The following is a 13,565-nucleotide window of genomic DNA, read 5'->3' as shown; positions in this document are numbered from 1 at the left end:
TTCACGCTTTGACATTGTCGATAAACTTGGAAAGACCTACTATGAACGTGAAAATACAACATCGCAACAGTCAGTCATATTTAATGAAGTAAAGCAGATAATTACAGATTTTGCAGAAAGCAATGAAATACTGCAAGAATTGGAAAAAATCGTAAACACTTGTCATGACAATGCCATGTACAAGCTCAAGGAAGATTTTCCGACCATGAAAACTTCTGACACCAGGCTGTTATGCTATATTTTTGTAGGATTCTCACCACAAGTAATTAGCTTATTCATGAAGGATACGGTGGCTAACGTATATGCTCGAAAATCACGGCTCAAATCACGTATCAAATCTGCAAAAATAGTAAATAAAGAACTGTTTTTAAATCTTTTGGGATAAAACGGTACATTATTTACGGTAATATATTTTTGACAGGTAAAGGCGCATTTCAGTAATTATATGGATAAAACAAGGAATATGCTTGGCGAGATGAAATAACTATACACAATCCATCTTATAAGTTGTGATCAAGAAAAACAATATCAAAACAGATTTGAACAGTCTTCTTAAAAAGGCAAACAATCTACTTTTGCTTATATATTTGGAGAAGTAGCTAATTTGAAACATAATGCTTTAAATATATCTGACGGATACAATTCAGGAACAGATAACAGTTTATTTTTTTATTATATAAGAACATGCAAAAAAAGAATTTATTCGGAATACTTATTTTAATTGCTTATTTCGCTTCCTGTAATCAAATACATAAAACCCACTATGAGAATGGATGGTATCACATCCTATCACAGCAAAAAGACAGTATTGCTAAAGAGTCTATTGTAACAGTAAAAGATTTTGTTTCGTTACGAATGGATTCTGATGAAAATGGGACATGCGTAATTGTGGGGCAAATAAGCAAGCATAAACTAAAAAAATGGGCAAAAGAAACAGAAAAGGCAATTGGCAAACATATAGCTTTTGTACTTGACGATACGGTAATCACAAATCCAAAGGTGAATGCAAGAATTGAAAACGGTGTTTTTCAAATATCGTTACCTCATGGCTACGATTTAAAAAACATATATAATAAAATTAGGAAAGAGAAAATAGATTCTATTGAAAGTATATTCAAAGGTTGGGAGAAAGATTCCATCTATTACTCATCCAAAGAGAAAGCCGATTCAATTGTGTTTGCGATAGACTACTGGGAGGCTTCTGAATGGGTGGATATGTCGGTCAATCCCGAAGATCATTATTGGTGGGGAGATTTAGATACTGCCACCTACAGCAAATTAGAATCTGCCTTATGCGAAGAAATTGCCAAGCCAAATTTCAGCAGCCGTGCAGAAGATTATATGAAGTTGGATACATATAAGAGGTACAAGGCGTATCTTTGCGAAAATGCAGACTATATTAATCTCATGTTTCAAGGTTTCTTGTTTACAGAACCGGCTACCGGACTATGCGGGTTTCTAGTGGATGATATAGTGAGAAGCCGATATCCCACTGCCCCAAGTATTCGGGTAATGACCTTAAAGATAGATAACCAAGATGACGAGATGTTCGCCAAGTTGAAATATCAGAAAGCTATTTGGCGGTTGATGAATAAAGAAAGAGATGCGAAGAGTAACAAGCAATGAGAATGGTAGCTATGAGTAATTTGAAAAACAAAGTATTAACAGCAATGGGTATCATAAAATACTCATTTGGTTTCTGACGATTATTCCTGTCGGTATTCCTTTATGTGCTATTATTGGGCTTATGTATGGTATTAAAAATAAAGATACAATATTTACCAAATGCTCTGCCGTAGCTTTATTTGTTGGAATAGCTTGTATTGTTTATACTCTATTAGTTATAAAATCTACGTAGATTGAAATATTTACCAAATATGTGAATAAAAGATTATCAATAAATATAGGGAAACAAACCAAAGGTGTATGGATATAAATAAGGTTATTAATGATGTCTTCAAAATTGTACTAAATATTTTATTTGTATTTACAAAGAGTTATTTGACAACATAGCACCGCAAATCGCTGAAATTTGCACGGTTGCTAATTCGTTACCTCTATTTCTCAAATACTCTGCTAAAAGTTTATTCTTCAATCGGTTAAATCCAACCGATGAAAATCTAAAATAAAAATACACGATAAAGATATAAAAGAAATCGTGTTTTGTTTAGGTAGATTTTACACCGCTCGATATGCTTAAAAATTATCGTCAAAGTTGTAACGAATAAATCAGCAGCTTCCATACTCTGTTCACTTTCTTGGGAATAACCCAACAGATGCTTGACATCCTCTCCTTTTTTTGGGGGGGTAAAAGTTATTTTTTTCTCCTGAAAATAAAATGGCCTTGGTAGTCTTGAAGTCCTATATCAACTTTTCATATTCATAACTGATTAAATATTTAACTAGTAATATTCGTTACCAGTTATTTAGTGGTGTTCAGATTGCCCCTCTTCATTCACTAACCAATCCTAAATCGTTAATGTGATTCGTCAGTAATTAGCAAATTTCCTTAATATTTAGTCCCTCCAGACTATTATTAAGGCAAGAAAAAACAAATCCGTTTAATTCGGAGGCAAAGTCAACAGTATACAGATAGATGAAATCTCCTTTATAGAACATATCTCCTTTACGGCTTTTAACGAAGTAATACATTTGAAAGACTGTATTCATTTACAACAACTGATCAAAGTTAGGATTAAGGTACTTGCTGCGGATTCAAGCTACACTAATAATATCAATTTAAAAAGTTTTACAAAACACTTCTTTAAGTACAAGGTCTGAGCTATCTAAATTGCTCCATTTCGTAAGATTTGATGGTCAGAACTCAGCCATGAAAGTGCTACCAGATTGAAAGGAAGTTTTAAAATGTAGAAATAATATTATTTACAGACCAGAATAAAAAGCCAGAAACAGGGAAGTGGAAATATTTTGGATTTTCTTTGGAGTACATACGTTCAATGCGGTATGTATGATTGAAAAGGTCACGAAGAAAAAAAAAGAACGGCAGCATAATCTGACTAAAATAAGAGGAGAGAGTGGGTGAACTTCACCTAAAAATGAGGTATATAATGCATGGATGGAAAAAATAGGAATATGTAAATGATATTCTATAAAAAATGGAAGACTGGGGCTTTTCGAAAAAATGAAGAGAAAAAAAATTATATAAAGTGTTTTTTTTATTAACTTATAGGAAAGAACATCTTATGAAAGAGAATCAATTTATTTTTCAAATCATTCGTATTTGTTTGTGTCATAAAAAGTCTTAAAACAAAGTTTATTTGAATATTAGATACTCATTATATCTTTGTGCCTTCAAACAAAGAGTACATTAAATCAGAACAAACAGCCGTTTGCACGAGCATTGAATTTAACTTTATAATAAATCTAGCTGTGTGGTGAGAGATGAGACTGCTAGCGAGATAATCTATTTATTAGAACTTAAGTGCCCCTATTGCATGAGTGAATGTTCAAGAGTATGGCCTGAATGATATCAAATGAGTACAGAAAGCGACTCGAAACGATATGGAAGATAGCTATATGATACCCTCTAAAAGTAAATCTATCAAGAGACGTCAGACGTTTATGACAATGTTTTTTTAACAATACGATGTCACAACACATAGCTTTTGTAGATGAGTTATTTTAAGATAATATTGGTGACAACAACCGACTTTTGTATGGTACCTCATTTCAATATCCTTAAGTTCGTCAGTATCCCCTCGGAAAACGTTTTGTCGTGGACTTGCGAGTACCTATCTCTTGCTGTTCAAGAAATCTTGTGCTATAGAAGATTTATTGTGTATGGTTTGAACACACGTTTTTGATCATCCACAATTATAGTTGAGTGATACCACCTTCAACTTGTAAAAAGAATGTTCCGTTTGTTGGATAAAATACTTTTTGAATTGGCCATCCTTTCTTGATTTTTATAGAATATGCTAAAAATACATTCAATTTTTACTTTGAATGGCTCATTCACTAATTAAGAATAATATTATAGGGAATATATGGTATTTGTGAAATATCATAAAAAGGGTCTTTTTCAAACACTGTTAGGGATACTGTAACAGTCGGTGTTATAATAGTGTATCACTCTATTATGAAGATTGACCATATAATCAGAATTAGCAATGTGAAACATATTTTTTTAAGTTTGATATTGGAATAATATTGTTTTTTTATGCTTTTCGAACAGATGTTAGTTCAATGTGAGATAAAATAATGTTTCATAACACTAAGGTGTTGATTGTTAGATGTATATGAATTGAGGTGTTAGATTTTTAAAATCATTTTATAATTCAAATACAATTTCGCTTTATTATTTTTGCTGGCAAAGAAAAAGTAAGAAAAATCTGACTTTTTTATTTATGAGTACTCATTAGCATTTTATCTATTAATTTAAATTTATCAAAAATGAAAACTAAACCTTTTTTAAAATCGATGGCATTAGTGATTTGTTGCTTAACTTCTTTTGTATTGGTATCATGTGATAAGGATGATGATAAGCCCAATTTAAAAATCAGTCCTAATAAAGTAGAAGTTGCAGTTGGTAAAACGGTTACTGTGTCTGTTAGTAATGGTACTGCACCATATACGACGAAATCAAGTGATGCAAAAATCGCAGTTGCGAAATCAGATAAAAATGCGATTGTAATTACCGGTGTAAAAGATGGTTCAGCAATGATAACTATTACGGACCGGAAGGGAGTTACAGGAAAAGTTGCTGTAACTGTAAGAACTGTAAAAGAGACCCCAAAAACTCCAAAAGGACTGGATTTTGATAAACAATCTATTACTGTGAGTGTTGGAAAAGATGGTATAGTAACAGTAAAAGGTGGTGCACAGCCATATTCTGCCGTTGCGAAAGATGTCAATATTGCTACGGTATCAGTCAAGGAAAATAAAGTCAACATAAGAGGAGTTAAGGCAGGAAAAACTACTATTACAGTTACAGATAAGGATAAGAAAACGGGAACTATCAATGTGACGGTTAAATAGTTTTCTTTTTTTTCTAATTTTATTGTAATGCATAGCGAGTGAGACGAAGATAATTTCGTTATATACTGCTATGCATTTACAATAAGTCTTTGTATATAATGATCTTGCGAGTTATAATTAACCTCAAATTATATGTTAAATATTTTAAATTATGAAATTGATTAAATTGCATTTATTGGTAGCAGCCATGATAATAGTAACATCAGGCTGTGTTGGATCTGGGAAGAAATATAAACAACAAGAAAATAGTGCTGCCGGAGTAGTGGATAGCAAAAACAAAGATTGTTATGGCACCTATGAAGGCATATTACCTTGTGCCGACTGTGGTGGCATCAAAACGACATTGAAAATTAATAGTGATGCAACTTATGATTTGCGGAGTGAGTATCTGGGTGAGGAGAATGGTATTTTTGAAGAGAGCGGTGTATATAATATGATAGGCGAAAACATCATTGAACTGGTTACTCCTTCATCGGGTGCCAAAACATATTATAAAGTTCTCGACGACGCAGTGGTCTTGTCTGACAGTACGGAAATCTTCAACAATAGCGGGCGGCTCGCAGCACAATATATATTGAAAAGACAGTAATGTTTATGTGTGATAGGACATGTGATTTGTTTAAGGTAGGAAATTTTAACATAAAAAGGTGCCTATTATTTCTTGTCTGTATAATGTTATTAGTTGCTTGTGGTGAGAATGATCCGATTGAATCCCGGAATCGACATCCCAGGCAACAGGAAGAATCTCATAGTGAACAATCCGGATCAGTTCCCGCTGTGGCTAAAGAGGATGTTGCAGCTTATTTTAGATTTGATATGTCTAGAGATATAAATGTTGCGTTAGGACTTGTTGAAGCACAGAAAGAGACGCTGCAGATAAACGGGAAAATGATAAAAATAACTGAGGCTGTAGTGAAAAGGAAAGATTATCAAAAAGGCTCATTTGTGCTATATGTTACAGGCACGGTAAATGGTTCACCTTTTAAGAATGAATTCACTTTTACCGGCTTTGTGAGCAAACCTGACGATTATCAAATGGTTAATGGTGCACAAGCTGAGTGGAAAGCAAATGCTGATTATTATGCAAAGCTTGATTTTGATAGCTTTTACAGATTACATAAAGTGAACATGTTTACAATTGAGAATTTAGGCCGGTTAGTGGACTTTTATTCTATAAATGTAGGGGGAGAAAAATATCTTTTTACTCTGGAAGATCTTGAGAAGACGGTTCTTGAAGATATAAAATATGAGCAAAATCAGCTTTCTTTCTATCTTAGGTACAATAATAGTAGGTCTAAAAAAAGAATATCACTTCTGTTTGACAAGAATAAATATTATGAAGGAAAGGTTACTGTAAATACAGATTTTATAAAACAGAAGTATATGAGAGGGATATATGAAAATCCATCTCTATTTAATGGTCACATTTTTTCATATGATGAAAGTGCGTATGCTGTGGAAATCAGTACAACTCTGAAAGAAAAAAGCGACACAGGCAACATGCTTACACTACATTTAAGCATGTATGCAAAGGGTAATGGTGGCTTGTTGCTTGCAGAATTTGATAAAATATTCACCGGTTTTAAACCCTTAAGTGAATTGAAGAATGAGTTGATAGCCTACTCAACACCGGATTTGCATGAGTTTGTGAAAAATAAACTTAAGAATAGTAATTATGGTGATGTGAAAAATAAGTTTTCCAATTCTATAGATAGATGGATACAGTATGTGGAATTTGTAATTAAGGATCATGATTCATTGCAATGGGAAAAGAATAAATGGAGCAAGAACGTCTTGAATGGTCTCTTTTCTTCTGTAAAGGATATATATTTGGATAATGTAAGATTTGAACTTAACTCCGCCCAATTAAAGGAGATTGGCGGAAAGCGTTTTTTGTATATTGTTTTTCAAATGATTGGTGCTAATGATTTGGTATTGACGAGTGACGCTATTCTTTTTAATATGTCCATACACATACCTTCTTCGTTATAAAATGATTTGTGACAAATTGATCCGGTCCAATATTGTGTTTATATTTAAATTGAAATTCACAATGATATCTAAGACAAAAATATTCCTTTTTTTTCTTGCAAGAGCTTTATTTATTAATGCACAACAATAAGAAAAAAAGAGGAAGTAAAAAATGATTCCGTTTACTAACTTCAGGAGGGTAGTAGTAGCCTCTCTCGACCAATAAATATAAAAAAATCTTTCTATTGGAATGAAGACAAGATAAAAGCTGGCATATCTGTACAAGGAAATTGGCGTAACCAAAACTTTCCAGGTACACTTCCGCAAAGAAAGAATATGGTAACCGGAACATTTGAACGCGATTTCGACATCAATCCTTTCTCTTATGCTTTGGGAATGAGCCGTACTTTGCGTCCTCGAAATATCAACGTGAACTGAAGTATTATCGTAACAATTGGACACCGTTCAATTTTAAACGAATTTAAAAACAATTATATGAGAATCGAAGTACTTGATTTTAAAATAATAATGCTCATCGGTCAAAACTTATCAAGAGATCATTACTGAATATTTTCTGGGAGAAGAATCATTTTGGTTTTAGGGGGCATCTTACACAGGCCCTCCAATATGAACAGGAATAAAAATAGGAAGATTTATTATAGCCTGTTATCATACAGCCGGTAACGATGTGTCGATTTATTTGATTCCCATATCAAAATAATCGGGACAATATATTTAATCGTACTTGATCGTAAAATCATCATTTATAGGTATTGCGTACAATTATGCAATCTGCTATCTTTACAACCTAATGGATAATGCAAGAAAAAAGCGGAAATACAGAGCCATAGTGGCATGCTTATTGTTGCTGACTATGATGCCTTTCTTCTTTGTGAAAGCCTTTCATGTTCACAAAGAAGATTTATGTATATCTCATGATGAGCAACAATCTTCCCATCATGATTCTGCCGATAAATGTGCTATCTGCCTGTTCACTTTATCTTCATTTACCGAAGCCGAGAGCTTTGAGTACAATTGCGTTCAGACAGAGAACCCCGTTGAATATCTTATCCAAAAGGAGAAGGACATTACTGTTACTTTTCCCCTATTGTCTCTCCGCGCTCCTCCTGTCCAACTATTACAATCCCTCTCATGGGTTGCATGCATTATAAGATGACATGTGAAAGAGGGATGCTGTGCCCTTTGGTTATCTTAAACAATTTATAACTTCATTACAATTTTCGTAAAGTATGACATTTCATGCATATTTCCAATATGTGTGTCTATTCATTGTCTGGCTGTGTGCAATATCTCCTACAAGGATGTATGCACAGAAATACCGACAGCAATCAGATACACATAGGACACTGTTGGTTGTAGATAAGGAAACCGGACGTCCGATTGAAGGAGCTTACATCTTATTGGAGAATCAACCCCTTGCCAGTTCAACCGGAGGAAGAATCATTATCCCTTGGAAGACAAATTCCAAGGATACAGTTCTTGTACAGAGTTTGGGCTACAAATCTCAATATATATATTTGAGTGAGGCATTCAAAAAGGTGAATATTCAAACAGTATATCTTTATCCGGAGATAAAAATTCTGGAAGAAGTCATTATTACCGGTGAGTGCTCCGGAGTGACTCGGAATACGGTAAGCAACAACCTTACTTCCTTCGCAATCAATCGCGCATTGGGAACTTCTCTCACCTCTCTGCTTGAACAGGTCAGTGGCGTAAGTTCCATCAGTACGGGGACGACAGTTGCCAAACCTGTCATCCAAGGAATGTATGGCAACCGGATATTAATCATAAACAATGGTTCCCGCCAGACAGGCCAACAATGGGGAGTTGATCATGCTCCTGAAGTGGATATGAACGGAAACGCTTCCATTCGGGTGATAAAAGGTTCTGACGCGGTACGATATGGTTCAGAAGCTTTGGGAGGAATTATTGTCATGGAACAGGCTCCCTTACCCTTCCGGAAGAAGGCCTTGAAAGGAAAGACTTCCATACTTTATGGAAGTAATGGTCACCGTTATGTGCTGACCGGACAGTTGGAAGGCACTTTCCCTTTTCTCCGTGACCTTGCCTGGCGAGTACAGGGGACATATTCAAATTCCGGAGACCGTTCCACCGCAAACTATCTTCTAAATAACACTGGAGCCAGAGAACATCATACCTCCGCTTTACTCGGCTATGACCGTGGACGTTTAAGAATAGAAGGATTCTACAGTCACTTTTACAACCGGACGGGAGTAATGTTCAGTGCCCAGATGGGAAGTGAAGATCTGCTGGCAGAACGTATCCGATTGGGACGTCCCCTGTACACAGATCCTTTCACGCGAAGTATCGCATACCCATATCAAAAAGTTACCCATCAGACAGCCATTGGTAAAATGAAGTTCAGTATGCGGAACGCAGGAAATCTTTACTGGCAAAGTTCCTGGCAGAAGGACGACCGACAGGAAAACCGCATCCGGCGTCTGGGTTCCGACATTCCAGCTGTTTCCCTGCACTTAAACTCATTACAAAACTCTCTCTGCTGGAAATTGAATTATAATTCATGGCAAACAGAGGTTGGGGGACAAATTATGTTCATTGATAATCACAGTCAGGCAGGAACAGGTATTGTTCCCGTTATTCCCAACTATACGGAGACACAGATGGGAATATATGGTATCGGGAAGTATAATTACAGTAAAGGAGGAATTGAAGCAGGTATTCGTTTTGACGGACAGGAAACCCGTGCCAGTGGTTATGACTGGACAGGAAGTCTCTATGGAGGAACAAGAAAGTTCAATAACGTATCATACAGTCTGGGAGGTCATCATCATTTCTCTGACCAATGGAAGCTCACCACTAATTTCGGGCTGGCCTGGAGAGCTCCTCACGTGTATGAATTATATAGCAACGGAAATGAACTCGGATCCGGAATGTTTGTCAAAGGAGATTCTACCATGCACTCCGAAAGGAGCTATAAATGGATATCTTCCATCAGTTACAGCAATAAGGTATTCAGTGCCCGAATGGACGGTTACCTGCAATGGATAAGCGGCTATATCTATGATGAACCGAAGAAAGAAACCATCACTGTTATTTCGGGGGTATACCCTGTATTCCAATACAAACAGACCCCGGCTTTCTTTCGCGGAATGGATTTTGACTTTCACTTCATGCCCATAAATTCATGGGATTATCACCTGATTGCTTCTTTTATACGGGCAAATGAACAGACGACAGGAAATTACCTTCCTTATATCCCCTCTTCCCGTTTCAGCCATGACCTCTCATGGCTTCACGAAACCAAATCGCATTCCAAATTACGTTTGAGTATCAGACATCGATTCGTGGCAAAACAGACCCGGTTTGACTCGAATACGGATCTTATTCCCTATACCCCTCCGGCATACCACCTCTTGGGGTTCGCTGCTAGCTTTGAGTGTCCTGTAAAATACGGATACAAACTACAATTCATGATAGCGGCAGACAATATCTTGAACAAAGAATATAAAGAATACACTAACCGTTCACGCTACTATGCACATGACATGGGATCTGATGTACGTTGTGTAGTGAACTGGAGTTTTTGATTTATAACAATTATTATTAACCAAATAAATAAAAAATGAAAACAAATGTATGTAAAATCGCATTGATGTTCCTGATAGGAACAGCTCTTTCGTTGTTGTTCAATTCATGCAGTAAAGATCCTGTAATTCCTGAAAATGAGACAGATAATAAATTGCATGAAGATCCTTCCAAAATGACTATCCGTCTTGTGGAATGTCACCTGCATGCAGACTGGAATGAAATACAGAAAGTCGGTGGACCTCACCAGAATCCGGAATCTCCGGCCAAGCACATGAAACGTATTCAGGAAATAACTTATGAGCTGAAAGCCGGCAAGGGTTGGAGGCTTGCCGAAGGCAGTCAAAGCAAGTTCTACGTGCAGAAAAATGGAGACTACTATACTTATGGGAAATACACCCCGGCTCCCGTTTATTTGATGTTCATCTATTACTATAACGCCAAAGGAGATTTGATGAACAGCCAGTTTATAGAAAACGGGCAGGATAATATTCATCAACATTTCTTCACGCCTGAAAATGTAAAACCCACATTTGACGGTCAGCCGGAAGCCGATGACAATGAACCGCAGAAATTGGTGGATTATCTTTATGTGGACACTACCCCCTGGGACAAGACCAAACATAGCAAGGAAGCTGAAATAACAGGAGACAGTAACCCGATAGGTTTGAAAGGAGTTATCCGTTTTTTGAAAGACCGTAAGGAATTCGACCTGAAAATTCGTCTTTATCACGGCTACAAATCCAAGGGCAATCCGGAAACAGGTACTTTTGATCCGTTCTATAAACCTTCCGGAATATTGATCCAGCGTGGTACATGGGATATCAACCTAAACATTCCGGTAGTGGTGTTCTGGAGCCGTGAAGAGACTGTGGGGGTAGACGAAGACACGAACCCCGAAGGGGTGGAAGAAGACGGGCTTGATGAAAAAAGTAATCGTGCCATACATTCAATTATGGGAACCTTCAATCTTACATGGAAAGAAGCGCTTGAAGAGTTTATAATTTACACTTATAAGTCAGGGGATGTGGAAGCCGGAGCGATTTGGCTTTGAAAATCGGTTTGGACTGCCATAAGTAACCATAAAACTGCCTGTTGTGACATTGGTGCCGGTATTGTTTCAACAGGCAGTTGTTCCTGTTAAACCGTTTCATCTTTTTTTGCAAGAATGAAACGGAAACAAGTGCCATTCGGCAGTGTCTCCAATGAGAACTGCCATAGGGCATTGAAAAGAAAATCATCTCGTGTTATAAACGATTAAATTCATGCTGTTTATTAGAATATTCAATATATTGTGAGATAATGAGTCATAATATTGTAAGATTATAAGAGGATTTGATTCTATGAATATCAGGAAATGGTTATTTACAATTCACATTTAAGATAAAATAGAGATTTTACAATGGAAGGCTATAATAAAAAAGTAATAATGAGTTATTGGACAATTTGCAGGATGAAAACAACGAAAAAAATCTACGTAAAGGTTAGCATTATCTTTTTATTGGGAGGAATTTTACTTTTTTCTTCATGCGAGAAGGAGGAAAATCAAAAGATAGAAGCCAACCGGAAAACATTATTCATGTATTTGCCATGGTCCTCAAATTTGACGAACTATTTTTATAATAACATATCTGACCTGGAAAAATGTATAACGAAAATAGGGCTGAACAATGAGAAAGTAATTGTTTTTATTTCTACCGGTAGTACGGAGGCCATGATGTTTGAAATTGTGTCTTCTCACGGGAGATGTAAACGTGAAATACTTAAAAAATATAAGTCTCCGCCTTTTACGACAATCGATGGGATAACAGCAATTTTAAATGATGTAAAGGCATTTGCTCCGGCTTCTGTTTATACCATGATTATAGGATGTCACGGTATGGGATGGCTTCCTGTTTATGAGATGAAAGTGCGTTCCGCACCTCACATGAAAATGCATTGGGAATATCAGGGTGTTCCATTGACACGTTATTTTGGAGGACTGACCGCCGAATACCAAACAGATATAAAATCTCTAGCCTCCGGTATTGCTAATGCAGGCATGAAAATGGAATATATTCTATTTGATGACTGTTATATGTCATCTATAGAGGTTGCCTATGAATTAAAGGATGTTACAAAATATTTGATTGGTTCTACCAGTGAGATGATGGCATACGGAATGCCTTATGCCGCTATTGGGGAATATTTACTGGGGAATCCCGATTATCAATCGGGATGTGAAGAATTTTACAATTTTTATTCAACCTATGAAATAATGCCTTGTGGGACATTAGCAGTAACGGACTGTTCAGAACTGGAGAATATGGCAGCCATCATAAAAAGTATCAATAGTAAATATTCTTTTGACAAATCCCTGAGGGGAACAATCCAACGTTTAGATGGTTATACTCCTGTAATATTTTATGATTTTGCAGATTATATAACCTCACTCTGTAACGATCCTATATTATTAAACCAATTTAGAGAGCAGCTAAATCATCTTGTTCCATATAAAACCCATACAAAAAATTTCTACACTATGGCCAAAGGTATTATTCCTATCAATACATTTTCCGGTATAACAACATCCGATCCGAGTGACAATCCTATGACTGTGCTGAAAGAAAATACATTATGGTATAAAGCAGCGCATAATTAAAGTTGATAATAAGATGAAGAATACTAAACTCCCAAGCCTGCATATTTTATAACTTTTTGGTTATTGTCTGTTTTTGGAAATGGTATATATAGGAATTGAGAACTATCATGCAGGGAATCATGCAAAAAAAGTATTTATGGTTTCTGTTGAGATACAAAGAATGTAATAATAATTATATTTCTTCTAATAAAAGCTTTCCGCATCGAAATGTGTTTGTTACTCCTAATATTCGCAATATGAAATATAAAATTATAATTGGACTATCAGCTATTCTCTATTTTACAGGTTGTTATAACAGGGAACAGACCCCTCGCCTTAGTGAGGCTGAAAAGCTAATGCAGAACAACCCGGATAGTGCATTAGCAAT

General features: G+C 35.9%; 8 protein-coding genes and 2 pseudogenes. All 10 read left to right on the top strand.

Annotated elements, in window-relative coordinates; all coding sequences use genetic code 11:
* Nucleotides 1-385 (top strand): annotated as a pseudogene (locus N5O98_RS26005) (hypothetical protein); the annotation flags it as partial.
* 299 nt (nucleotides 386-684) lie between these two features.
* The gene (locus tag N5O98_RS26000) at nucleotides 685-1,626 is read left to right on the top strand and encodes a SecDF P1 head subdomain-containing protein (RefSeq protein ID WP_004311519.1); all 942 of its coding nucleotides are present in this window, start codon (nucleotides 685-687) and stop codon (nucleotides 1,624-1,626) included.
* A 2,787-nt stretch (nucleotides 1,627-4,413) separates the two neighbouring features.
* On the top strand, nucleotides 4,414-4,998 hold the full coding sequence (locus N5O98_RS25995) for a pilus assembly protein N-terminal domain-containing protein (protein ID WP_004318691.1): 585 nt from the start codon (nucleotides 4,414-4,416) through the stop codon (nucleotides 4,996-4,998).
* A 151-nt stretch (nucleotides 4,999-5,149) separates the two neighbouring features.
* The gene (locus N5O98_RS25990; protein ID WP_004318689.1) at nucleotides 5,150-5,587 is read left to right on the top strand and encodes a copper resistance protein NlpE; all 438 of its coding nucleotides are present in this window, start codon (nucleotides 5,150-5,152) and stop codon (nucleotides 5,585-5,587) included.
* Nucleotides 5,587-6,990: a hypothetical protein gene (locus N5O98_RS25985; protein WP_004318688.1), complete on the top strand. Its 1,404-nt coding sequence runs from the start codon at nucleotides 5,587-5,589 to the stop codon at nucleotides 6,988-6,990. The genes N5O98_RS25990 and N5O98_RS25985 overlap by 1 nt, the downstream gene beginning before the upstream one ends.
* A 204-nt stretch (nucleotides 6,991-7,194) precedes the next feature.
* A pseudogene (locus N5O98_RS25980) lies at nucleotides 7,195-7,494 on the top strand (hypothetical protein); the annotation flags it as partial.
* Between the two features lie 286 nt (nucleotides 7,495-7,780).
* Nucleotides 7,781-8,146, top strand: a complete 366-nt coding sequence (locus N5O98_RS25975; protein WP_008017067.1) for a hypothetical protein — start codon at nucleotides 7,781-7,783, stop codon at nucleotides 8,144-8,146.
* 73 nt (nucleotides 8,147-8,219) lie between these two features.
* Entirely contained in the window at nucleotides 8,220-10,559 is a 2,340-nt protein-coding gene (locus N5O98_RS25970) for a TonB-dependent receptor (RefSeq protein WP_004318683.1), read from the top strand.
* Between the two features lie 35 nt (nucleotides 10,560-10,594).
* On the top strand, nucleotides 10,595-11,611 hold the full coding sequence (locus N5O98_RS25965) for a hypothetical protein (RefSeq protein ID WP_004313753.1): 1,017 nt from the start codon (nucleotides 10,595-10,597) through the stop codon (nucleotides 11,609-11,611).
* Between the two features lie 399 nt (nucleotides 11,612-12,010).
* Nucleotides 12,011-13,198, top strand: coding sequence for a clostripain-related cysteine peptidase (locus N5O98_RS25960; RefSeq protein ID WP_008771494.1), 1,188 nt, complete (start codon nucleotides 12,011-12,013; stop codon nucleotides 13,196-13,198).
* Nucleotides 13,199-13,565 lie beyond the last annotated feature (367 nt).

It is taken from the genome of Bacteroides sp. LFL-34, from assembly GCF_027257075.1.
GTDB lineage: Bacteria > Bacteroidota > Bacteroidia > Bacteroidales > Bacteroidaceae > Bacteroides > Bacteroides ovatus.
The sequence above is the reverse complement of the archived record's forward strand: the minus strand, read 5'-3'. Positions and strand labels throughout refer to the sequence as shown.

Excerpts from the sequence above, each read along its gene's own strand:
- N5O98_RS25975 (WP_008017067.1), top strand. The coding sequence starts at position 7,781 with ATGGATAATGCAAGAAAAAAGCGGAAATACAGAGCCATAGTGGCATGC.
- N5O98_RS25960 (WP_008771494.1), top strand. The coding sequence starts at position 12,011 with ATGAAAACAACGAAAAAAATCTACGTAAAGGTTAGCATTATCTTTTTA.
- N5O98_RS25985 (WP_004318688.1), top strand. The coding sequence starts at position 5,587 with ATGTTTATGTGTGATAGGACATGTGATTTGTTTAAGGTAGGAAATTTT.
- N5O98_RS25965 (WP_004313753.1), top strand. The coding sequence starts at position 10,595 with ATGAAAACAAATGTATGTAAAATCGCATTGATGTTCCTGATAGGAACA.
- N5O98_RS25995 (WP_004318691.1), top strand. The coding sequence starts at position 4,414 with ATGAAAACTAAACCTTTTTTAAAATCGATGGCATTAGTGATTTGTTGC.
- N5O98_RS25990 (WP_004318689.1), top strand. The coding sequence starts at position 5,150 with ATGAAATTGATTAAATTGCATTTATTGGTAGCAGCCATGATAATAGTA.
- N5O98_RS26000 (WP_004311519.1), top strand. The coding sequence starts at position 685 with ATGCAAAAAAAGAATTTATTCGGAATACTTATTTTAATTGCTTATTTC.
- N5O98_RS25970 (WP_004318683.1), top strand. The coding sequence starts at position 8,220 with ATGACATTTCATGCATATTTCCAATATGTGTGTCTATTCATTGTCTGG.